General features: G+C 62.0%; 20 protein-coding genes. 4 read left to right on the top strand and 16 right to left on the bottom strand.

The window, feature by feature from the left end:
* Positions 1 to 17 precede the first annotated feature (17 nt).
* The 12 genes from O3300_RS09840 to O3300_RS09785 all read right to left on the bottom strand — a co-directional run bounded on the left by O3300_RS09840 (position 18) and on the right by O3300_RS09785 (position 12617).
* Positions 18 to 959 carry a bestrophin family protein gene (locus O3300_RS09840; RefSeq protein WP_305052811.1) on the bottom strand — a complete coding sequence of 314 codons (942 nt, stop codon included), beginning with the start codon at positions 957 to 959 and terminating at the stop codon, positions 18 to 20.
* Positions 960 to 1227: 268 nt separating this feature from the next.
* Positions 1228 to 1776, bottom strand: coding sequence for a membrane protein insertion efficiency factor YidD (gene yidD, locus O3300_RS09835; RefSeq protein WP_305052810.1), 549 nt, complete (start codon positions 1774 to 1776; stop codon positions 1228 to 1230).
* Between the two features lie 35 nt (positions 1777 to 1811).
* Complete coding sequence (locus O3300_RS09830; protein ID WP_305052809.1) at positions 1812 to 2486, bottom strand: site-2 protease family protein; 675 nt, start codon at positions 2484 to 2486, stop codon at positions 1812 to 1814.
* Positions 2487 to 2624: 138 nt separating this feature from the next.
* Positions 2625 to 4418, bottom strand: coding sequence for a PhoH family protein (locus O3300_RS09825; RefSeq protein WP_305052808.1), 1794 nt, complete (start codon positions 4416 to 4418; stop codon positions 2625 to 2627).
* A gap of 290 nt (positions 4419 to 4708) precedes the next feature.
* Positions 4709 to 5179, bottom strand: coding sequence for a peroxiredoxin (locus O3300_RS09820; protein ID WP_092606418.1), 471 nt, complete (start codon positions 5177 to 5179; stop codon positions 4709 to 4711).
* A gap of 74 nt (positions 5180 to 5253) precedes the next feature.
* On the bottom strand, positions 5254 to 6213 hold the full coding sequence (locus O3300_RS09815) for a polysaccharide deacetylase family protein (RefSeq protein ID WP_099667013.1): 960 nt from the start codon (positions 6211 to 6213) through the stop codon (positions 5254 to 5256).
* Positions 6213 to 7265, bottom strand: coding sequence for a bifunctional UDP-4-keto-pentose/UDP-xylose synthase (locus O3300_RS09810; protein ID WP_070290550.1), 1053 nt, complete (start codon positions 7263 to 7265; stop codon positions 6213 to 6215). Before O3300_RS09810 ends, O3300_RS09815 begins: the two co-directional genes overlap by 1 nt.
* Positions 7266 to 7286: 21 nt before the next feature.
* Positions 7287 to 8204 carry a formyltransferase gene (locus O3300_RS09805; RefSeq protein WP_305052807.1) on the bottom strand — a complete coding sequence of 306 codons (918 nt, stop codon included), beginning with the start codon at positions 8202 to 8204 and terminating at the stop codon, positions 7287 to 7289.
* Positions 8204 to 9199: a glycosyltransferase gene (locus O3300_RS09800; protein WP_251350449.1), complete on the bottom strand. Its 996-nt coding sequence runs from the start codon at positions 9197 to 9199 to the stop codon at positions 8204 to 8206. The genes O3300_RS09805 and O3300_RS09800 overlap by 1 nt, the downstream gene beginning before the upstream one ends.
* Positions 9200 to 9210: 11 nt before the next feature.
* Positions 9211 to 10347 (bottom strand): DegT/DnrJ/EryC1/StrS aminotransferase family protein, encoded by a 1137-nt coding sequence (locus tag O3300_RS09795; protein ID WP_305052806.1) that lies wholly within the window; start codon positions 10345 to 10347, stop codon positions 9211 to 9213.
* Between the two features lie 207 nt (positions 10348 to 10554).
* On the bottom strand, positions 10555 to 12228 hold the full coding sequence (locus O3300_RS09790) for a glycosyltransferase family 39 protein (RefSeq protein WP_099667016.1): 1674 nt from the start codon (positions 12226 to 12228) through the stop codon (positions 10555 to 10557).
* Positions 12225 to 12617, bottom strand: a complete 393-nt coding sequence (locus tag O3300_RS09785) for an Mth938-like domain-containing protein (RefSeq protein WP_099667017.1) — start codon at positions 12615 to 12617, stop codon at positions 12225 to 12227. Before O3300_RS09785 ends, O3300_RS09790 begins: the two co-directional genes overlap by 4 nt.
* A 424-nt stretch (positions 12618 to 13041) precedes the next feature.
* On the opposite strand from O3300_RS09785, the gene O3300_RS09780 reads away from it, so the two are divergent.
* Both O3300_RS09780 and O3300_RS09775 read left to right on the top strand, forming a co-directional pair.
* Entirely contained in the window at positions 13042 to 14271 is a 1230-nt protein-coding gene (locus O3300_RS09780; protein ID WP_152256881.1) for a pyridoxal phosphate-dependent aminotransferase, read from the top strand.
* Positions 14272 to 14343: 72 nt separating this feature from the next.
* Positions 14344 to 15666: a homoserine dehydrogenase gene (locus O3300_RS09775; RefSeq protein WP_099667019.1), complete on the top strand. Its 1323-nt coding sequence runs from the start codon at positions 14344 to 14346 to the stop codon at positions 15664 to 15666.
* A gap of 63 nt (positions 15667 to 15729) precedes the next feature.
* Here O3300_RS09775 and O3300_RS09770 read toward each other — a convergent pair whose 3' ends face one another.
* From O3300_RS09770 to O3300_RS09755, 4 genes are all read right to left on the bottom strand, one after another.
* Positions 15730 to 16095 carry a ribonuclease E inhibitor RraB gene (locus O3300_RS09770; protein WP_305052805.1) on the bottom strand — a complete coding sequence of 122 codons (366 nt, stop codon included), beginning with the start codon at positions 16093 to 16095 and terminating at the stop codon, positions 15730 to 15732.
* A 142-nt stretch (positions 16096 to 16237) separates the two neighbouring features.
* Positions 16238 to 16792: an outer membrane beta-barrel protein gene (locus O3300_RS09765; protein ID WP_251350453.1), complete on the bottom strand. Its 555-nt coding sequence runs from the start codon at positions 16790 to 16792 to the stop codon at positions 16238 to 16240.
* Positions 16793 to 16960: 168 nt separating this feature from the next.
* Complete coding sequence (locus O3300_RS09760; RefSeq protein ID WP_305053145.1) at positions 16961 to 18439, bottom strand: sensor histidine kinase; 1479 nt, start codon at positions 18437 to 18439, stop codon at positions 16961 to 16963.
* A 23-nt stretch (positions 18440 to 18462) separates the two neighbouring features.
* On the bottom strand, positions 18463 to 19185 hold the full coding sequence (locus O3300_RS09755) for a response regulator (protein WP_251350454.1): 723 nt from the start codon (positions 19183 to 19185) through the stop codon (positions 18463 to 18465).
* Between the two features lie 214 nt (positions 19186 to 19399).
* Between O3300_RS09755 and O3300_RS09750 the strand changes: the two genes are divergently transcribed.
* Together O3300_RS09750 and O3300_RS09745 are read left to right on the top strand one after the other, a co-directional pair.
* Positions 19400 to 20461, top strand: coding sequence for a porin (locus O3300_RS09750; protein WP_099667023.1), 1062 nt, complete (start codon positions 19400 to 19402; stop codon positions 20459 to 20461).
* A gap of 3 nt (positions 20462 to 20464) precedes the next feature.
* Entirely contained in the window at positions 20465 to 21445 is a 981-nt protein-coding gene (locus tag O3300_RS09745) for a tripartite tricarboxylate transporter substrate binding protein (RefSeq protein ID WP_305052804.1), read from the top strand.
* The last annotated feature ends 27 nt before the right edge of the window (positions 21446 to 21472 follow it).

Raw genomic sequence — 21472 nt, 5'->3', positions numbered from 1 at the left:
GAAAGCTGGCATGTGGATCAATTCAGCAGGAAATCGACGGCTTGCATGGGCGGCGGCACGTTTTCATCCTGCACGGATTCGCGCAAGCTGATTTCGATGGCGCGGCACATGGCCGACAGCGGTAAATCGTTGGCGTCTTCGCCGAACGGTTCCTCGATCTCGTCGCCCAGGGCATCGAGGCCAAAGAAGGTGTAGGCGACGATGGCGACGACGAACGGCGTCATGAAACCGAGCGAATCGACGAGGCCGAAGGGCAGCAGGAAACAGTACAGGTAGGCCGTGCGGTGCAGCAGCAGTGAATACGAGAAGGGAATCGGCGTGCTGCGGATGCGCTCGCACGAGGCGCCGGCCGCTACCATGGCCGAGACCGTGTTATCGATCTGCGTGGCGAGGATGCTGTCGATACGGCCCTGCGCGATGCAATCGGCCAGGTCGTGACCCATCTGCAGCATCAGATAGTCGGACGGGTTCGTGGCCTGGCAAGCCGCTTCCCATTCGGCCGGGCGCAGCAGCGGCTGCAAGTCGGCCGGTCCGCGCGTGTCGCGCAGCTGGTGGCGCAGCGCGTGGCAAAAGGCGATGGTGCGGTAAATCATGCGCACGCGCACGTCCTCCAGGCCCAGCCTGGCGTGGGCCGGGATGTCGCCGCGTATCATCGTCTGGCACTGGCGCGAGAAATTCCGGCTGCGTAAGACCAGTTCGCCCCACAGCTTGCGCGCTTCCCAGTAGCGGTCGTAGGCGGCCGTGTTGCGAAAGCCCAGGAAGATGGCCAGCGGCAAGCCGATCAGGGTAAACGGGATGGTGGTGAGGATGACCTTGTGGTCGAACAAGGTGCCGTGGCACCACGTGACGAGGGTGGCGATCAGGGTATTGACGATGAGCGTGGTGCGGATGCGCGGCAGGACGGAGCCGCGCACCACCAGGAACAGCCGCAGCGCCGAAGGACGCTCGCGCACGATCATGATGGGCTCCCTGTCGGGTGCTGGGCTGGCGGTGAAAGCCGTGCCCTGTTTTTGTTATTGAAAAACCATTGTGTGGAATGGCAGAGTGGCAAATGCCGGGAACAAAAAGCCCGCAGTGTGTGCGGGCTGAGCTGGGTGTGCATGGGACGCAGTGTAGGGGAGACGGCATGAGTATAGGCCGCCGTCCCGCTTCGCGCCAATTCACAGTGATAATGGATATTATTCATTTCATGAATGAATATTTCATTTGTAAGTTAATGTGTGAATCTCAGTTGCCTGCATCCCGTCCTTGCCGCAGCTTCTTGCGGTGTTCCTCTTGCTGTCGTTTCAATGCTGCACTGGCTGCATAGTCGTTGCGGAACCACTTCGGGTTCTTGCTGCGGCCTAACCAGGTGCAATCGGCCAGGTTGGCGATATCGGCGCAGTCGCAGGCACAGTCGCCGCAATCGGGGACAGGCAGATCGCAATACCCTGCCTGCGCCCGATGGCGCGCACTGCGGCCCCTGGCGTGCTGGGGCTGGGTCTGGGACTGGGCCTGGTGCAGGCGGTGGTGTGCGCTGCAGCTGTGCAAGCGGCGCCGCAGCAGGGAAAGTCCCGGCCGCAAGCCATGGCGGGCGATGACCCTGTGGCCATACGCGGAACAGCTGTCGCGTCCCGTGAGCACGCGGTAGGCGCAGGAAAACCCTTTATGGGGCGACAGATAGCGTTGGTAGGCACCGATCGCCCACAGGGCCAGCTGCGTGCCGCAGGTGTCGAATGAGAAAATGCGCTCTCCTTGGCCGGTCGCGTTTATTGGATGGGATAGTGGTGCGAGCATACGACAGGTCTGCAAAAAAGAATAGCGCCAGCGCACTACATCCCCATGCTTTTCCAGCCATGCCAGGCAAACGCCACCAGCCACGCCAGCAAGATCGCCAGACCCGGCAGCAACAGCCATTTTGCCGCCGTCTCTTCCCACGCCACAAAAGGTCGTCCACCTCGGGCGATGGCCAGCAGCGCCTGCCCCCCGTTCAAGCCGGCAAACGGCAGCAGGTTGAAGGCGCACAGTTTCAACGAGAACAGGGCGAACACCAGCGCAAAGCCGTGCGTGCGAGCAAAGGTTTCCCCTTCACCCAGCAATTCCTGCGCCGTTGACAACGGCGCCAGCGCGCCATGGACGATTTGTCCGAAGGCCGCGACAAAGCGCTCCCAGCCTTGTGGCCCCATGAGCCAGAGCGCCACGGCCAGCAGCACCGCCACGCCGCTCAGGGGCAGCAGCACCTGTTTCCACAGCGGCTGGAAGTTGTAGGCATCGCGGCAGGGATCGTCGTCGTACAGCGTTTCCTCGCGCGTATCTTTCAGCACCACGTTGCCGGCCAGGGGCAGCAGCTTGATGTGGACTTTTCCCCAGGCCAGCAGGGTCGGTCCCACGCCATAACTGATTTGGCGCATGCTGATGCCCAAGGCATGGGCGCACAGGGCCATGATGGAAATGTGGAGGAACATGAAAAAGATGAAGCAGAGCAGCAACTGCAGGGCGGGATGCATCGGGTGAGGTGTCCTGGTGGAATGGAGCGGTATTAGAACATGTCGCAGGGAAAAGTCGCGCACATGAAAAAAGCCCCGCCTGCATCGCTGCAGCCGGGGCTTTCGAATGACCGGGCAGCTCGCGCCGCCCGCCATCACTTACAGTACTTCGCTGGCGTGATCGGCCAGGCGCGAACGCTCGCCGCGCGCCAGGGTGACGTGGCCGCTGTGGGTCCAGCCCTTGAAGCGGTCGACCACGTAGGTCAGGCCGCTCGAGCCTTCCGTCAGGTACGGCGTGTCGATCTGTGCGATGTTGCCCAGGCACAGGATCTTCGTACCGGGACCGGCGCGCGTGACGAGGGTCTTGACTTGTTTCGGCGTCAAGTTTTGCGCTTCATCAATGATGAGGAACTTGTTGACGAAGGTGCGGCCGCGCATGAAGTTGAGCGACTTGATCTTGATGCGCGAGCGGATCAGGTCTTGCGTAGCCGCACGGCCCCATTCGCCGCCATCGGAGTCGGACTTGTTCAGCACTTCCAGGTTGTCGTCGAAGGCGCCCATCCATGGCGACATCTTTTCCTCTTCCGTGCCTGGCAGGAAACCGATGTCTTCGCCCACCGGCACCGTCACGCGGGTCACGATGATTTCATTGTAGAGCTTGGTTTCCAGCACTTGCGCCAGACCGGCGGCCAGGGCCAGCAGGGTCTTGCCGGTGCCGGCCTGGCCCAGCAGAGTGACGAAGTCGCACTCTGGATTCATCAGCAAGTTCAGCGCGAAATTCTGCTCGCGGTTGCGCGCCGTCACGCCCCATACATTGTTCTTCGTGTGGCTGAAGTCGCGCAGGGTTTGCAGCACGGCCGTCTTGCCGTTGATCTGTTTCACCTGGCCATAGAACGGCGTTTCGCCGTTTTTCGGTTCCAGGTAGATGAACTGGTTGACCAGCAACGATGGAATGAACGGGCCCGTCACGCGGTAGAAGGTGGAGCTGTAGCCGTTCTTGCTTTCCTGCCACGATTCCATGTCCTTGCCGTGCTTGTTCCAGAAGTCGTCCGGCAATTGCACGATGCCCGAGTACAGCAAGTCCGTGTCTTCCAGCACATGGTCGTTGAAGTAATCTTCGGCTGGCAAGCCCAGGGCGCGCGCCTTGATGCGCATGTTGATGTCCTTCGACACCAGCACGACGGGGCGGCCATCCTGTTCCGACTCGAGCGAGCGCACGACGGCCAGGATCTGGTTGTCGGCCTTGCCTACTGGCAAGCCAGCCGGCAAGTCGGCGCTTTGCAGGCGCGTCTGGAAGAACAGACGGCCCTTGGCATCCTTGTTGCCCAGCTTGGACAGCAGGATGCCGTGCTCGATGGCGTCGTCATCCGTGTTGCTGATCAGGGCGTCCAGGGTGCGCGAGACCTGGCGCGCATTGCGCGCCACTTCCGTCATGCCCTTCTTATGGTTGTCCAGCTCTTCCAGGGTCATCATCGGCAGGTACACATCGTGTTCCTCGAAGCGGAACAGCGACGATGGATCGTGCATCAGCACGTTCGTGTCGAGCACGAACAGCTTGCTGATGCCGCGCTGGTCGGCGGCGCGGCTGGCGGACGACTTGAGCTGGACTTCGACCGCCTTGTGCTTGGCCGGATGTGGCTGCTCGACTTGCTTGACGGATTTCAGCGGCGTGACCTTGCCCTTGGCTGCCGGCTTGGTTTTCGCGGCAGGAGCAGGGGCTGCGGCCACTGGCGCCGGTGCGGGCTTGGCGACCATCAGGGCCGCCACTTGCTTGATCTTCGTGGCCGCATTGCGGACTGGCTTGGCAACTTCGGCGATCGCCGCTTCAATGATCGGTGCAGCCACTTTCTTGGCTGCCGGGGTTTTGGTGGCCGGGCGCGCTACGCCTGCGGTTGGGTAATCTTGGGTGGCCAGGATGGTGGCTGGCTTGCTCGGTAATTTTGGCAGTGGCATCAGGATCTCAATCAAAAAATTTCTGGAATGAATCGCCCATGGGCAGCCAGCTTCTGGCGGCACTTCTCATGGGGTGGATGCGGGGGGAACAACAATGCTACAGGACGAGTAACTGCCGGAAGGCCGGCAGCATGGCCGGTCATGGACGCCATCGGCGGGCTGCAGGCCCGCCTGGCGGAGTGGATGGAGGCGCTTCGTTGACTCAAAATGGCGATAGGTACCGTGAACTGAACTGCGGTTGAACTAAGCTCGCTGGAAGCCGGCAACGCGCATTGGATCAAAATGGACGATCAATTCAGATGCGCTACGAATTCCAGCACTTCTTCCACGTGAGTTGCGACCTTCACGCCTCTCCATTCTTTCACCAATCGGCCCTGGGCGTCAATCACAAACGTACTGCGCTCGACGCCACGGACCGTCTTGCCGTACATCTGTTTCATCTTCATGACGTTAAACAGCAGGCAAACGGCTTCGTCCGGGTCGGAAATGAGCTCGAATGGCAGCTCCAGCTTGGTTTTGAAGCTTTCGTGCGAGCGCAGGGAATCGCGGCTGATGCCGTAGATTTCCACGCCGGCGGCGACGAATTGCGAATACGCATCGCGAAAGGCGATGTTTTCCGTGGTGCAACCAGGGGTGTTGTCCTTCGGATAGAAAAACAGCACCGTGGCCTTGGCCGGGCGGCCCAGCAACTGAAAGGTCTTGCCGCTGGTCATCGCGGCGCTAAAGTCGGGTATGCTAACGAGGGATTGGCTATCAGCCACAGGTTCTCTCCTGAACGGTGATCATCAGCGCTGTTTTTAATCTGGCAACGCATCCAGGTGCAACAATACAGCATTCAGGCCGCTTTGCCCTGCACAATCAGGCGTCCCGAACGGCCTGGCAACTCATCCCAGGTGACGGGACAAACGGGCAAGTCCGTATTTTTTATCTTTTCATAATAATCGCCCATCGCTGCAAACTGGTAGCCCTGGGCTTTCCAGCCAGCCAGCAGTTGTTCGAAAATGGGGGCGAGTTTCTGTCCTTCAAGTTCCGCATGCAAGGTATATACGTGATCGCGAGGATTGTCGGCCGTCAATGACAGGATATGCGCGGCAACATTGCCGGTCGTGATCAGTTTGCCGTCGATTTCGCAGCCCAGCAATTCATCCAGGGTGGGCAGGGTGGTGGGCAATTGCACGCATTGCAGGATCGTGTTGCCGTTGCGCACGCGGTGCGGGCCATTGCTTGGATGCACCATGGCGCCGCGCGCGTCGAGCATGGCGCGGCCATCGGAGGCATAGCGGTAGCCGGCCGTGTCGTGTTCGACAAAGGCGCTGACATTCATTTGCCAGCCGGCCGCGCCGTGCGTGTGCGGCTTTGTTCCAAACACTTGTTCGTAGCGGTTGGCGGCCTTGCGCATCATGTTGATGGTCCAGGCGGCGTTGCGCTTGGCCACGTTGTCTTGCCACAGGGTGTGATCCCAGGTGTGGATGCCGCACTCGAAACCGGCATCGCGCACGGCGCGCAATTGCGCCGCGCATTGCTTGCCGATATCGGGTCCCGGCAGCAAAGTGCCGTACATCAATGTTTTCAAGCCGTAGTGCTCGACCACCGAGGTGCGCGATACCTTGCTGAAAAAGCCGGGTTTCAAGGCGCGCCGCAGGGCCCAGCCCGTGTGGTCGGGGCCCAGCGAGAACAGAAAGGTGGCCTTGGCCTGGTGCGCGGCCAGCATGCGCACCAGATTGCCCATGCCTTCACGGGTGCCGCGATAGGTATCGACGTCGATTTTCAGGGTCAGGAACGGCTTGCTCAACATTAATCCATCAGTGCTTTGGCTTGGGCTACCTGGCTGCGGTAGGCGTCGAAAATGTTGCGCAGGGAATCGGCCATGGTGGTGGTCGGCGCCCAGCCCAGCTCTTCGCAGGTATTCGTGATTTTCGGCACGCGGTTTTGCACGTCCTGGTAGCCGGCGCCGTAGTAGGCGCCCGAGGTCGTTTCCACGATTTTCACGTGTTTCGCGCCTTCGGCGTATTCCGGGTATTCGGCGGCCAGGGTCAGCATCATGCCGGCCAGGTCGCGGATCGAATAGTTATTGGTCGGATTGCCAATGTTGTAGATCTTGCCGCTGGCGATGCCGTTCTTGTTGGCGATGATGCGGATCAGCGCATCGATGCCGTCGTCGATGTAGGTGAACGCGCGTTTCTGCGCGCCGCCATCGACCAGCGAGATGTTCTCGCCGCGCACGATGTGGCCGAAGAATTGCGTCACCACGCGCGAGGAACCTTCTTTTGGCGTGTGGATCGAGTCCAGGCCGGCGCCGATCCAGTTGAACGGACGGAACAGGGTGAAGTTCAAGCCTTCCATGCCGTAGCCCCAGATCACGCGGTCCATCAGCTGCTTGGCGTTCGAATAGATCCAGCGCGGCTTGTTGATCGGGCCGCAGATCAGTTCCGAGTTTTCCGGGTCGAATTCCTCGTCATGGCACATGCCATACACTTCCGAGGTCGACGGGAAGACCAGGTGCTTGCCGTACTTGGCGGCCGAGCGCACGATCGGCAGGTTGGCTTCGAAGTCCAGTTCGAAGACGCGCAGCGGCTGCTTGACGTAGGTCGAAGGCGTGGCGATGGCGACCAGGGGCAGGATGACGTCGCATTTCTTGACGTGGTATTCGACCCATTCCTTGTTGATCGTGATGTCGCCTTCGAAGAAGTGCATGCGCGACTTGTAGTTGTCATCTTCCAGCAATTCCGTGATGCGGTCCGTGTTCATGTCCATGCCGTAGACATGCCAGTCGGTGGTTTCCAGGATGCGCTTGGACAGGTGGTGGCCGATGAAGCCGTTGACGCCTAAGATGAGGACTTTTTTCATGTGAGATTCTCTTGAGTTAAATCAGTGTGTGCTGACGCGGGTGGTCAGACTTGCTTGCAATTGTTGAGCCGAAATCGGCTCCCCGGCAGCCCTCAGCGCGGAAATGGCCAGCATGCGGCCGTCTCCGCAGACGCCAAAGATGCAATTATCCACTACCGCCAAGCCCGATGGCAAACTTCCTGCGGAATGCTTGCTCAAACGGGCTTTTTCGATAATATAAATGACATCATTGACTTCGGTGAAGGCGCCGGGATAGGGGGGCGCGACGGCACGGTGCAGGTTGTAAACCTGCTGCGCGGGTAACTTCCAGTCGATCCTGCCATCTTCGGGTTTGCGGCCGCCAAAGTAGCCGCCCTGGCGCAAATCGTTGAGCTGGCGCGGCGCCGTGCCGTCCAGCAAGGCCGGCAGCACGTTCCACAGGGTTTGTTCCGCCGCCACGGTGACCTTGCCGAAGACTTCGAAGGCCGTGTCGTCGGGCAGGATGGGCACGGCCGTTTGCGCGACGATGGCGCCGGCATCGGGCTTGACCGTCATTTCATGCAGGGTGGCACCCGTTTGCGGGGCGCCATGCAGCACGGCCCAGTTGACGGGCGCGCGGCCGCGGAACGCCGGCAGCAGCGAGCCGTGCATATTGTAGGCGGGCGCGACTTCCAAGATGCTAGCCGGCAACATGTGGCGGTAGTAAAAACTGAACAGCATGTCCGGTGTTGTCGCCTGCACCTGCGCCAGCAACTCGGGCGCGCGGGCGTCCGATGGCGTGATGTACGGGATGCCTTCCGCCTGGCACAGGCTGGCGACGGATTCGAACCACAGGTTTTCCGTGGGGCTGTCTTCGTGCGTGACGACGAGGGCGATGTCGACGCCGCCGGCCAGCAGCACCTTGATGCAGCGCACGCCCACATTGTGGTAGGCGAAGACGACGGCGCGCGGGGCGCCCATCAGCGGCCCACCTGGCGCTTTTCCAGGCGCACGTACGATGGCGCCTCGGCTTCCGCCTGCGTCATGCCGTCCTGCAAGATGGTTTGCACCACGTAGCGGGGACGGGCGCGCACTTGCTGGAAGATGCGTCCCACGTATTCGCCCACCAGGCCGATGCCGAACAGGATCACGCCCATGAAGAAGAAGGCGATGGCGAACAGGGTGAACACGCCTTCGGCTTCCGCGCCCAGCAGGAAGCGGCGTACCAGCAGGAAGACCACCAGCAATGCCGAGCCCAGCGACAGCGCCATGCCCAGCATGGAAAAGATTTGCAGCGGAATCAGCGAAAAGCCCGTGACCAGGTCGAAATTGAGGCGGATCAGGCTGTACAGCGAGTATTTCGATTCGCCGGCCGCCCGTTCCTCGTGTTCGACGATGATTTCCGTCGGCTTGCGGGCAAAGGTGTAGGCCAGTGCCGGCACGAAGGTATTGACTTCGGCGCATTGGTTGACGAGGTCGATCACGTTGCGGCCATACGCGCGCAGCATGTTGCCCTGGTCGGTGATCTTGATATTCGTGATTTTTTCGCGCAGGCGGTTCATCATCTTCGAGGCCAGCGTGCGCCAGGCGGAATCTTGCCGCTTGCGCCGGATCGAGCCCACGTAATCGTAGCCTTCGCGCATCTTCGCCACCAGGTTGCCGATTTCCTCGGGCGGATTCTGCAGGTCGGCGTCGAGCGTGATCATGATCTGTCCGCGCGAGGCTTCAAAACCGGCCAGGATGGCCATGTGCTGGCCATAATTGCCGTTGAACAAGATTACGCGCGTGACGTCCGGGCGCTGACGGAATTGTTCCGCCAGGATGGGTACCGAATTGTCGCGGCTGCCATCGTTGATGAAGATGATCTCGTAGCTCGTCTGGAGGGCATCGAGGGCCGGATACAGGCGGGCGAACAGGCTGGCCAGGCCATCCTGTTCGTTGTAGATCGGAATGATAATGGACAGTTCAGGTTTCATCGGCGCGCTGCTCATTTGATGAGAATGGATTTGACGGTGGCGACGGCGCGTTCCACGTCCTGTGTCGTCATGGCGTAGAACATCGGCAAGGTCACGGTCAGGCGGCCGATCTTTTCCGAGACGGGGAACATGCCCTCGGTAAAGCCGCGTTCGCGGTACATGGTAAACAGGTGGATCGGTGCGTAATGATAGCCCGTTCCCACGTTTTGCTGCGCCATTTGCTGCATGAAGGCGGCGCGCGTGCCGGGGCCATTGTCGGGCAGGATGATCTGGAACAAATGCCAGTTGCTGTTTTCAAAGTCCTGCACGGGCAGCTGGGCGCCGCTCAGCGCTTCGAAATCGCTGCCGAACTGCGCGAAATAGTGGCGTGCCAGCGCGCGGCGGTGGGCCGTGATCGCCTCGATATTGGCAAACTGGCCCAGGCCGATGGCGGCCATGATGTCGCTCATGTTGTACTTGCCGCCCAGCACATCGACGTCGATGCCGTCGACGCCGCTGCGCGTCACGCCCTGCAGCCGGTATTTCTCGGCCAGTTTCGCTTCTTCCAGGTTGTTGAGGACGAGGCAGCCGCCTTCGCCCGTGGTGATGTTCTTGTTGGCCTGGAAGCTGAACGAGACGAAGTCGCCAAACGCGCCGATGCGCTTGCCTTTCCAGGTGGAACCGAACGCTTGCGCCGCGTCTTCCACGACCCTTAAGTTGTACTTTTCAGCAATCGCGTATAGGCGGTCCATATCGACGGGCAGGCCGGACAGGTAGACGGGGATGATGGCCTTGGTACGCGGGGTGATGACCGCTTCCAGTTTGTCGAGGTCGATATTCCGCGTAACGGGATCGATGTCGGCGAACACTGGCGTGGCGCCCACTTCGATGATGACGTTGGCCGTCGCGACCCACGACACGGGCGTGGTGATGACTTCGTCGCCGGGGCCGATGCCAGCGATGCGCAGCGCGATTTCCATGGTGCACGTGCCCGAATTGAAGGTGCGCACGGGGCGCCCGCCGAAATACTCGGACAGCTGGGCTTCGAAAGCCTGCACTTTCGGGCCGCTGGTGATCCAGCCCGAGCGCAGCACTTCGCCGACGGCGGTGATGGTCGCTTCATCGATGGTGGGTTTGGAAAAGGGCAAAAAGGGCAGGGTAGAGGTCATGGGGCGCAGTTCTTGGATCTGTATTGTGTCAGGGTATCGGCATCGCCGAGGCTGCCAGTGCCGTCAAAAGGCGCCGGCAGGCATGGCTATTTTATATCGTCAGTATGGCGGCGCAGCCCTTCAGCGGTGAAAAATCCTGCTGATGCGGGGGCGGGGCAAGCTGGCCGGGGGGGCGCGATCCGTGCTGCCTCGCGCCCCTTTAAATATTTACTTGTTAGCAACGACCATGCGGCGCGCATCTTCGGCAATCACACGCATGGGCACGCCACGGCCCTGCAATTCCTTGTAACGGTACAGGCTGATAATCGCCATGTCGTGCACGCCGGCATTGGCATCGTTCGTCCATTGCGTGATGAAAGGCTCGATGTTCGGGATGGACAGTTCGGGCTGCTGTTTCAGGCCAAACGTAAACTCATCCCAGTAATCGACGAGGATCACGGGCCGCTGCAGGTAATACGTCAGCGATTGTTCGTAGATGCCGACCGAATAGAGCTTGGTATCGGCTGTCAGTTCGGCCTGGATCTGCGGCAGCATGTCGGTGCCTGCGCGGTTCTGGCCATACAGTTCGGAGCCGGCCAGGATGCAGTGCGTGGCCAGGAAGCCGGCGCCGGCGATGGTCAGCACCGTCATGTCGCGGCGCAACTGGCGCGCATGCAGCAAGGCCAGGGCGCCGCCGGCCAGGGCGAAGAAGCCGGCCGCCATCAGCCATGGCTGGTAGCCCTTCAGCGCGACCAGGGCTTCCGCGTCGCGCGCGCTGGCCTTGCTGAAGGCGATCGGTCCGCCGATCAGGATGGCCGCGCCCAGCACGCACAGCAGGCCGGCGGCGAACAGGCGCTGGCGGCGCGAGGCCGATTCCAGGTACAGCGCCACCAGCAGGGCCAGCGCCGGGAAGATGGGCACGATGTAGCCAGGCAGCTTCGAGGTCGAATAGCTGAAGAAGAAGAAAATGAAGACGGCCCAGACGAGCAGCATCAAGCGGGGCTGGAAGGCGCCTTCCTGGCGCTTGAAGGCGGCGGCCAGGCTTTGCGGCAGCACGCCTATCCATGGCAGGATGCCGGGAATGAGCAGCACCAGGAAGTAATACCAGGCGCCTTCGCGCTTGTGGCCCTTCATCAGGAAGCGCTGGAAATGCTCGTGGATGAAGAAGAAATGCGGCTGTTCCGGATTGCGCAGGGCGACCAGCACGAACCACGGCGTGGCGATGGCAAAGAACAGCAGCAAGCCCTTGACCAGGTGCAGCCGCGTCCAGATGCGCCAGTCGCGCGCGCACAGCGAATACAGCACCAGCACGGCGCCCGGCAGCACGATGCCGATCAAGCCCTTGGCCAGCACGGCCAGCGCCATGGCTGCCCAGCAGGCCAGCATCCAGTTGCGGCGCTCGAACTCCGTGGCGTCGTCGCGCTGGGCGATCAGCAGGCTGCCCAGGGTGAGGGTCATCATGCCCGACAGGCCCATGTCCAGCGAATTGATCTGGCCGGAAGCGAGCCAGAACAGGCTCGATGCCAGCACCAGGCCCGCATACAGGCCCACGCGCGGGCCGAACACTTTCTTGCCCGCGTAAGCCGTCATGCACACGCCGATGATGCCGCACAGGCCAGTCCACAGGCGCGCCTGCCATTCGCCCAGGCCGAAGGCGGCGAAGGTCAGCGCATTCATCCAGGTTTGCAGCGGCGGCTTTTCAAAGTACTTGATGCCGTTCAGGCGCGTGGTGATCCAGTCGCCCGTGACGAACATTTCGCGCGCCATCTCGGCGTAGCGGCCCTCGTCGGGCGGTACCAGGGTGCGCACGCCCAGCGCATACAGGGTGACGACGATGAAGATGCCCAGCAGGGACCACATCAGCACCCGCGACGAGTGCAGTTCGTTGACATTGATTTTCATGCGGGCGTGCCTGCGGCCGGGGCCAGGATCAGGGCCAGCGTGACCTTGCGGCCTTCGCCCATGAGGATATTGTAGGTGCGGCAGGCAGCCTGGCTATCCATGCATTCGACGCCGATGCGGCGCATGGTCAGCGCGGCCGTCAGCTTCGGATGCACGAAACGCTGGCGTTCGCCCGTGCCGAGGATGACCACGTCGGGCGCATCGGCCAGGATCTGCGCGAAATGCGCCTCGTTCAGTTGCTCGAAACTGTCCACTTCCCACGCCCGCGGAGGCATTTCCGGCATGACGATCAGGCTGTAGTTGTAGGGCTGGGCATTGATCTCCACGCCGTTTTCGTCATAGCCGGTGACAGTCTGGTATTGTTGGGTGCTGCTGGCATGGAGTTTCATGGCGATATCGGGGGCTGGTCGTGTCGGTTGATCGGTGCGCGCGCGGCCAAACTGCGTGCCGCGGCCAAGGGCGTAAGCATGCCATAAATGACAGAAAAGAGCGACTGAAAAGCAATATCCTTTCCAAATTGCAATCTTCGGCGCCACAGTGGGACTGCCTGCTTGCTCCATGGTAATGCTGCCAGATTAAGGGAAGATGAAGATGGCGCGTGCCCGATTGCCGTCCGGAGGCGCCGGCGTGGCAGAATCGGCGTCAAATGCTGGGGTTGGCCATGTTTAATTTGATAAAATGGCCTGTTTTCGGCGAGAATGGTTGTTTTCGCCTTGCAGTCTTTCGCATCGCAGTTTCACGGGTTCATAGTTCTGGCGCGGCTATCATGCTGCAAGTTCTGCTTACCGCGCCGCATCACGACAGGGATTTATTTTGCGACCGATTCAGAAATCGAATAAATTGGCGGATGTCTGCTATGACATCCGCGGCCCGGTCCTGGAAAAATCCAGGCAAATGGAAGAAGAAGGCCACAAGATCACCAAGCTCAATATCGGCAACCTGGCCGTATTCGGCTTCGATCCGCCGGACGAGATCGTGCGCGACATGATGCTCAACCTGCAAAATGCCGCCGGCTATACGGATTCGAAGGGCATGTTCGCGCCGCGCAAGGCCGTCATGCACTATACGCAGGGCAAGAACATCGCCGGCGTGACCATCGATGACATTTATTTGGGCAATGGTGCTTCCGAACTGATCGTCATGTCGATGAACGCCCTGCTCAACAGCGGCGACGAAGTGCTGGTGCCGGCGCCCGATTACCCGCTGTGGACGGCCGCCGTCAGCCTGTCGGGCGGCAATCCCGTGCATTATGTGTGCGACGAGCAGAACGAGTGGTATCCCGACATCGAGGACATGCGCCGCAAGATCACGCCGCACACCAAGGCTATCGTCGTCATCAACCCGAACAATCCCACGGGCGCGCTGTACCCGGTTTCCGTGCTGCTGCAGATCGTCGAACTGGCGCGCCAGCACCAATTGATCATTTTCGCCGACGAGATCTACGACAAGGTGCTGTACGACGAAGCCGAGCACGTGTCGATCGCCTCGCTGGCCGACGACGTGCTGTTCATCACCATGAACGGCTTGTCGAAGAATTACCGCTCCTGCGGCTACCGTTCCGGCTGGATGGTGGTCTCGGGCGAAAAGCGCCACGCAAAAGATTACATCGAAGGCCTCAACATGCTGGCCTCGATGCGGCTATGCGCCAACGCGCCGGGGCAGTTTGCCATCCAGACGGCGCTTGGCGGCTACCAGAGCATACAAGACCTGGTGGGGCCCGGCGGGCGCCTGTTGAAACAGCGCGACCTGGCGCACAAGCTGCTGACCGATATTCCGGGCGTCACCTGTGTCAAGCCAAAGGCCGCGCTGTACATGTTCCCGCGCCTGGACCCGGAGATATACCCGATCGCCGACGACCAGCAGTTTGCCTATGAATTACTGGCCGAAGCCAAGGTCCTGATCGTGCAGGGCACGGGCTTCAACTGGATCGCGCCCGACCATTTCCGCGTCGTCTTCCTGCCCAACTCCGATGACCTGACCGAGGCCATGGGCCGCATTGCGCGCTTCCTCGAAGGTTACCGCAAGCGCCACAGCCGGGGCTGAGCCAGACAGTAGCAATACCGATCAACCTGGCGCCGCCCAAGGGGGCGCCACTTATGAGCAGTCAAGCACACTATGAAATCCATCAAGATCGGCCTGCTGGGCCTGGGCAATGTCGGTTACGGCACGTTCAGCGTCCTGAAACGCAACCAGGAAGAAATCAAGCGCCGCGCGGGCCGCGGCATTGAAGTCGTCGCCGTCGCCGTGCGCGACGTGGCGCGCGCCGAAACGCTCGTCGCCGGCGGCTGCAAGGTCGTCAATGACCCCTACCTGATCGTCAACGATCCCGAGATCGACATCGTCGTCGAACTGATCGGCGGCTACGACCTGTCGAAAACCCTGGTGATGCAGGCCATTGCCAACGGCAAGCACGTGGTCACGGCCAACAAGGCCCTGCTGGCCGTGCACGGCAATGAAATCTTCGCCGCCGCCCAGGACAAGGGCGTGATGGTAGCCTTCGAAGCGGCCGTCGCCGGCGGCATCCCCATCATCAAGGCGTTGCGCGAAGGCTTGACGGCCAACCGCATCGAATGGATCGCCGGCATCATCAACGGCACCACCAATTTCATCCTGTCCGAGATGCGCGACAAGGGCCTCGATTTCGCCACCGTGCTGAAACAGGCGCAGGAACTGGGCTACGCGGAAGCCGACCCCACCTTCGACATCGAAGGCGTCGACGCCGCGCACAAGGCCACCATCATGTCGGCCATCGCCTTCGGCATCCCGGTGCAGTTCGACAAGGCCTACGTGGAAGGCATCAGCAACCTCAATGCCGTCGACATCCGCTACGCCGAGCAGCTGGGCTACCGCATCAAGCTGCTGGGCATCACCAAGCGCGCCACCGTCAATGGCGTGGAAGGCATCGAGCTGCGCGTGCATCCGACCCTGATCCCGGCCAAGCGCCTGATCGCCAACGTGGAAGGCGCCATGAACGCGGTGCTGGTGCATGGCGACGCCGTCGGCGCCAGCCTGTACTCGGGCCGCGGCGCGGGCGCCGAGCCGACCGCGTCGTCGGTGATCGCCGACCTGGTCGACATCACCCGCCTGGCCACGGCCGACCCGGAACACCGCGTGCCGCACCTGGCGTTCCAGCCGAACGCGATGACCGATATCGCCATCCTGCCGATGTCGGAAATCACCACCAGCTACTACCTGCGCATGCACGTGGCCGACCAGCCGGGCGTGCTGGCCGACCTGACGCGCATCCTGGCCGAACGCAGCATCTCGATCGACGCCATGCTGCAAAAAGAGCCGGCCGAAGGCGAGACGCATACGGACATCATCATGCTGACGCACCAGACGCAGGAAAAGAATGTCACGGCCGCCATCGAGAAGATGGAAGCATTAAATAGCGTGGTGGGCACGGTCACCAAGATCCGCCTGGAAAACCTCAGCTGAGCGTTTTTAGCGATCCATGCAAAACGGCGCCCGCGGGCGCCGTTTTTTCATCCGATGACTGTCTTAATGCTGCGGTACGTCGGGAGCGCCGACGGGTCCCACGTCCATGCCGTCATAGCTGGCCAGCTGGTTTTCCTGGGCAAACGCCATCAGTTCGCCATTGCGCGCGTGCAGGCTGTCGACGCCATGCACTTCGGCCTTTTCCACGTGCAGCACCCACACGGGCGGTGCCGCCGGATCGTCGAGTTCCGGCTGGTACAGTTCCACCGGGCGGTAGCCCTGCAGCGCCAGCACGGTGGCGGCCTGCTCCAGCGGTTCGGAAGTGGGGTTGGTGAAGTAATAGCCCCACAGCAGCGGCTGGGACAGGTTCCAGGGCGCGTTCTCGGCGATGTTGGCGAACAGTTCGCTTACGTCTTCTTTGGTCATCATGGCGGAATCTTTCAGTCAATTTCAGGGCGAGATATTAACATCGGCGCCCGTGGCGCGCCATGCGCCCATAAAAAAACCGGCTGTGCAGCCGGTTTCTTATCAGCCGTTAAAACGGCTGGATGCTGATGCGCGCGAGCGCGAATCAGAACTTGTAGCGCAGGCCGATCGACAGCAGGTCGGCTTTCAGCTTGGCGCCATCGCCGTTTGCTACCTTGCCGAAGTTTTCGTATTCCGCAACCAGCGACAGTTTTTTGTCGAAGTGGTAAGCGGCACCGATGCCAAAGATGGCGGAGGTCTTGTTGGTCGAGTCGTTAACGTTCTCACCAACGACGCTGACTTTGGTGCGGTTTTGCGATACGCCAGCCTTGGCGAACAGCGAGAACTGTTCGTTCAGTGGCAGGGTGCCGGTGGCGGCAACGTAGAATGCGTGGCTTTTCACGTCCAGTTTATCGCCGTCGAAGGTTGTCGTCAGTTTGCCAAAGTCGACGTAGCCGGCTTCCGCGCCGAAGTTTTGCGTGAGGTCGTAGCCTGCGTAGGCTTTGTAGCCGGTATTGCTTTTCTTGACCGAAGGGGTGTCACCCGACAGTTTCAATTCCGAACGGCCGACGTTGGCGCCAGCATAGAAACCTTCAGCTTGAGCGAACAATGGGAATGCCAGGGCGGCGCCTACGACTGCTGCAAACAATTGCTTTTTCATATTAATCCTAGGTAATTAATGCGGAGAGACTGTCTCGCCGCTTAATGGGAGCCGAATTGTATAGGGATGAATATGTTTATGTAAGGCAATTATTTAAAAAATATTAGAAATAAGCTACGTGTTGTTTTTGGGCAACACTCCGTGTCGAATGACTATCTATGCAGGCCATCATGCGGCGCCGCCGAAATGCACGCTGACTTTCAATCCGTGGCCATTTTCCGCCGTCGCCAGTTCCAGGCGCGCGCCGTGCAGGGCGGCAATGTCGCGCACGATGGCTAAACCTAGCCCCGCGCCGCCAGGATTGCTCTCGAGCGCCGTGCCGACGCGGTAGAACGGCGTGAATACGCGTTCGCGCTCGGCCGGCGGGATGCCCTTGCCGCTGTCTTCCACCTCCAGCACGGCGCCGTGTTCGTGGCCGTTCCCCGTTTGCGCCGCGCGCACGCGCAGGATCACGCTGCCGCCCTGCGGCGTGTAGCGCAGGGCGTTGTCGACCAGGTTGGCCACCAGTTCATGCAGCAGCAGGGCCTGGCCATGCACGGGCGCTTCGTCGGGCGCTTCCAGCGACAGGTCGATATGCCTGCCGACGGCGGCCATGGCCATTTCCAGTCCCACCTGCTGCGCCACGTCGCGCAAGGGGACGGCGTCCATCGCCAGGCTGTCGCCGCCATGCTCGATGCGCGCCAGGGTCAGGAGGCGGTTGGCCAGCAGCACGGTCGAATCGGTGGTGGTGGCGATCGAGCGCACGATGTCGCGCAGGGCGGCGATGTCCGGCGGCCCGCCCGCCTGGCGGTCGCACTCGCGCATGGCCAGTTCGGCCTGGGTTTTCAGCACCGTCAGCGGCGTGCGCAACTGGTGCGAGGCGTCGGCGATGAAGCGGCGCTGGCTGGCGATCAGCTGCTGCAGGCGCGACATGGAGCCGTTCATGGCGCTCACCAGAGGGCGCATTTCCTTGTGCACCAGCGTGGGGTCGACGTCGGACAGGTCGGACAGGGTGCGCGTCTCGACCTCCGTTTTCAAGCGCATCAGCGGGCGCAGCACCAGGCGCACGGCAAACCACACGAGGGCGCCCATCACCAGTATCATCGCCGCCTGCCAGCTCAGGGTGTCGAACAGGATCTGGTTCGACAGGCCGCGCCGCGCGTCCAGCGTTTCGGCCACCTGGATCAGGGCGATGCCGCGCATCGAGTCGTCGTACACGGGTTGCAGCAGGGCGGCAATGCGGATCGGCTTGCCGTGGTAGTCGGCGTGGTAGAAGCGCACCAGGGCGGGATAATTCTGCGAGCGGGGCACGTTTTTCGGCACGGGCGGCAAGTCGCCATAGCCCGACACCAGTTCGCCATTGATGCCCGTCACCTTGTAATAGATGCGGCCCAGGGTGTCTGTTTCGAAGCTGTCGAGCGCCACGTAGGGCACTTCGGCCACCACCTTGCCGCCGACGATGGAGACGCGCTCGGCCAGCGCCCGCGTCGACGCCAGCAAGGAGCGGTCGTAGGCCATGTCGGCCGCGTCGAGCGCGTTGCGGTAGACAAAGACGGCATCGAGCAGCACCAGCATCACCAGGGGGATGAGCAGCCAGCGCAGCAGCTGGCTGCGCAGGCTGCCCAGCGGCCGGCCCTGCGCCCAGCGCCGGCGCAAGCGTTCGAGCATGGGCGGGCGTGGGGCGCGCACGGTCATTTCGGCGCGGCCGGCGCCATGGCGCTGCGCGGCTGCAGCAGGTAGCCGATGCCGCGCAGGGTGGTGATGACGGCGCCGTCGGGCGAGCCGCTTTCCACGCCGCTTTCCAGCTTCTTGCGCACGCGGTGGATATACAGTTCGATGGCGTCCAGGTTGGCGTCGTCGGCCAGCGCAAAGACTTCGTCGAACAGTTTTTCCTTCGACACGGCGCGTCCCGAGCGCGTGATCAGCGCTTCGAGCACCGCGTGTTCGCGCGGCGTCAGGGGAAACGGGGCGCCGGCATAGCTGAACATGCGCGTGACGGTGTCGAAACTGAGGGCACCGCACGCATGCACGAGGGCTTCGTTGCCCTGGCTGCGGCGCAGCAGGGCTTTCACGCGCGCTTCCAGTTCGGCCAGCTCGAACGGCTTGGCCATGTAGTCGTCGGCGCCCAGGTTCAGGCCCTGCACTTTTTCATCCAGGCCGCCGCGCGCCGTGAGTATCATGACGGGAGTCTTGCCGCGCGTGCCGCCGCGCGCGCGCAGGCGGCGCAGCACGTCCAGGCCATCCATCTTCGGCAGGGTCAGGTCGAGCAGCACCAGCGAGTATTCCTGCGTGTGCAGCAGGGCGTCGGCATCGGCGCCGTTGTGGGCGGTCTCCACCGTCAGGTGCGCGTCGCGCAGGGCCTTTGCCAGCCAGTGCGACAGCTCCAGATGGTCTTCCACTAATAATATGCGCATGGTCTCCGCCATTCGTTGAAATGGATGCAGTGTAAGCCTGCCGGCGCCGCGCCGACAGGGGCGGCAATGAATATGTTTGCCCCCTTTGTGGCTGGCTGGCGACACCTGTCAGTCTGAAAGCGAATTGAAAGGATCGCGCTCATATAGTGTGATCCTGATTCATGAAATTGATCAGGCATATCACTAATAACTATATCTAAGGGAGATACTCTACATGAAGAAGACCGCATACTCGCTGGCCGCTCTGGCTGTCCTGGCCGCCGCTGGCAGCGCCCAGGCACAATCGAACGTCACGCTGTACGGCCGCCTGGACGCCGGCGTCAGCACCACCAGCAACGCCGGTCCGAACAAGAGCTCGATGACGCAAGTGAGCTCGGGCGGCATGAACACCTCGCGCTGGGGCATCCTGGGCAGCGAAGACCTGGGCGGCGGCCTGAAAGCTGTCTTCAACCTGGAAGGCGGCATCCTGGTCGACACGGGCGCTGCCGACGGCGCGCTGTTCAAGCGCCAGGCCAATGTGGGCCTGGAAGGCGCATTCGGTCGCGTCGTGCTGGGCCGTTCGTTCACCACCGTGTATGACTTCGTGCTGCCGTTCGATCCGATGGCCTATGCGCCGTTCTATTCGTGGGCCACTTCGGCCAATGCGACGGGTCCGAGCAAGTACGGCATGACGACGGCCTTCGACAACATGGTCAAGTATTCGGGCAAGACGGGCGACTTCAGCTACGGCGCATCGTACGGCTTCGGCGAGCAGTCGACGGGCAACTCGGACAGCGCCAAGCTGTCCACGGCCGTCACCTACAAGACCGGTCCTGTCAGCCTGCTGGCCACGTATGAGCAGGTGAACGGCAATGCCATCGCCGGCGGCGCGCGCGACAAGACCACCGTCTACCACCTGGGCGCCATGTATGACGACGGCCCGTGGAAAGTGCAGGCGGCGGCGCGCGACTACAAGCTCGATCCGGCTGCCTCCGGCAAGGCCGACGTGCGCGGCACCCTGTACTGGGGCGGCGTCAGCTACAAGACCACGCCGGTGATCACCCTGACGGGCGTGATCTACTACCAGGACGTGAAAAACGTGGCCGCCAACCTCAATGCCGATCCGATCATGTACGTGGCGCGCGTGCGCTATGCCCTGTCCAAGCGCACCGACCTGTATGTGGCCGGCGCCTACGCCAAGGCCAAGCACAACCAGTTGGTCAGCCTGTCGCGTGACGATGCCGGTTTCGGCGACACGCAGCGCGGCCTGATCGCCGGCATCCAGCACCGCTTCTAAGGCATGACGATGCTGCGCTCCCTGTTCCTGTCCTTGCTGTGCCTGCTGCCCGCCCTCGCGGCGGCGCAGGCGTCGGCGCCGGCCGAGTGCGTGGTGCCGTCCAAGCCGGGCGGCGCCATGGACCTGACCTGCAAGCTGGCGAAAAAAGGCCTGGCGCAGGAGGGCGCGGCAGCCGCCATGGCGCCGATGCGCATCAGTTATCTGCCCGGCGGCATCGGCGCCGTGGCCTGGCACTCGATGGGTTCGCAGCGCCGCCGCGCGGAGCCGAACACCCTGGTGGCGTTTTCGGGCGGTTCGCTGCTGAATCTGGCGCAGGGCAAGTTCGGCAATGCCAAGGCGGGCGACGTGCGCTGGGTGGCGGCGCTGGGCGCCGACTACGGCATGATCGCCGTGCGCAGCGATTCGCCCTACAAGACGCTGGGTGACTTGATCGCGGCATTGCGGCAGCATCCGGACAAGGTGCTGATCGGCGTCTCCGGCACCATCGGCAGCCAGGACTGGCTGAAGATGGCGCTGGTGGCGCGCCAGGCCGGCATCGATCCGAAAGTACTGCGTTTTGTCGCGCTCGAAGGCGGCGGCGAAGTGTTTACGGCGATGCAGGCCGATTATGTGCAGGTGGTCTCGGGCGACACGTCCGAAGCCACCCTGAACGCCAGCGCCAACCATGCGCGCGTGCTGGCGGTGCTGTCGGAGAAGCGCCTGCCAGGCGTGCTGGCAGGCGTGCCGACGGCGCGCGAGCAAGGCGTCGACGTGGTCTGGCCGATCATCCGCGGCGTGTGGATGGGGCCCCAGGTGCCGGAGGCGGACTACCAGCGCTGGGTGGCCACCTTTGACCGCGTCATGGCCACGCCGCAGTTCGCGGAATGGCGCGCGCAGGCCGGCCTGTATCCATTCGCCCTGACGGGGCCGAAGCTGACGGCGTATGTCAGGAAGGCGGTCGACGAGTATGCCAGGCAGGCGAATGAGCTTGGCCTGATGCGCTGACCGACATCTCATTAAATAAAAAACCTA

Origin of the sequence: Janthinobacterium sp. SUN206, assembly GCF_030587305.1 — a bacterium.
GTDB classification, from domain to species: domain Bacteria; phylum Pseudomonadota; class Gammaproteobacteria; order Burkholderiales; family Burkholderiaceae_D; genus Janthinobacterium; species Janthinobacterium kumbetense.
The sequence above is the reverse complement of the archived record's forward strand: the minus strand, read 5'-3'. Positions and strand labels throughout refer to the sequence as shown.

What these genes read in the sequence shown, in the direction of transcription:
- O3300_RS09815 (WP_099667013.1), bottom strand. Translation starts at nt 6,213, where the DNA reads ATGTTGAGCAAGCCGTTCCTGACCCTGAAAATCGACGTCGATACCTAT.
- O3300_RS09750 (WP_099667023.1), top strand. Translation starts at nt 19,400, where the DNA reads ATGAAGAAGACCGCATACTCGCTGGCCGCTCTGGCTGTCCTGGCCGCC.
- O3300_RS09790 (WP_099667016.1), bottom strand. Translation starts at nt 12,228, where the DNA reads ATGAAAATCAATGTCAACGAACTGCACTCGTCGCGGGTGCTGATGTGG.
- O3300_RS09760 (WP_305053145.1), bottom strand. Translation starts at nt 18,439, where the DNA reads ATGCTCGAACGCTTGCGCCGGCGCTGGGCGCAGGGCCGGCCGCTGGGC.
- O3300_RS09775 (WP_099667019.1), top strand. Translation starts at nt 14,344, where the DNA reads ATGAAATCCATCAAGATCGGCCTGCTGGGCCTGGGCAATGTCGGTTAC.
- O3300_RS09765 (WP_251350453.1), bottom strand. Translation starts at nt 16,792, where the DNA reads ATGAAAAAGCAATTGTTTGCAGCAGTCGTAGGCGCCGCCCTGGCATTC.
- O3300_RS09830 (WP_305052809.1), bottom strand. Translation starts at nt 2,486, where the DNA reads ATGCATCCCGCCCTGCAGTTGCTGCTCTGCTTCATCTTTTTCATGTTC.
- O3300_RS09840 (WP_305052811.1), bottom strand. Translation starts at nt 959, where the DNA reads ATGATCGTGCGCGAGCGTCCTTCGGCGCTGCGGCTGTTCCTGGTGGTG.
- O3300_RS09825 (WP_305052808.1), bottom strand. Translation starts at nt 4,418, where the DNA reads ATGCCACTGCCAAAATTACCGAGCAAGCCAGCCACCATCCTGGCCACC.
- O3300_RS09745 (WP_305052804.1), top strand. Translation starts at nt 20,465, where the DNA reads ATGACGATGCTGCGCTCCCTGTTCCTGTCCTTGCTGTGCCTGCTGCCC.
- O3300_RS09805 (WP_305052807.1), bottom strand. Translation starts at nt 8,204, where the DNA reads ATGGGCGCCCCGCGCGCCGTCGTCTTCGCCTACCACAATGTGGGCGTG.
- O3300_RS09755 (WP_251350454.1), bottom strand. Translation starts at nt 19,185, where the DNA reads ATGCGCATATTATTAGTGGAAGACCATCTGGAGCTGTCGCACTGGCTG.
- O3300_RS09795 (WP_305052806.1), bottom strand. Translation starts at nt 10,347, where the DNA reads ATGACCTCTACCCTGCCCTTTTTGCCCTTTTCCAAACCCACCATCGAT.
- O3300_RS09785 (WP_099667017.1), bottom strand. Translation starts at nt 12,617, where the DNA reads ATGAAACTCCATGCCAGCAGCACCCAACAATACCAGACTGTCACCGGC.
- O3300_RS09800 (WP_251350449.1), bottom strand. Translation starts at nt 9,199, where the DNA reads ATGAAACCTGAACTGTCCATTATCATTCCGATCTACAACGAACAGGAT.
- O3300_RS09810 (WP_070290550.1), bottom strand. Translation starts at nt 7,265, where the DNA reads ATGAAAAAAGTCCTCATCTTAGGCGTCAACGGCTTCATCGGCCACCAC.
- yidD (WP_305052810.1), bottom strand. Translation starts at nt 1,776, where the DNA reads ATGCTCGCACCACTATCCCATCCAATAAACGCGACCGGCCAAGGAGAG.
- O3300_RS09770 (WP_305052805.1), bottom strand. Translation starts at nt 16,095, where the DNA reads ATGATGACCAAAGAAGACGTAAGCGAACTGTTCGCCAACATCGCCGAG.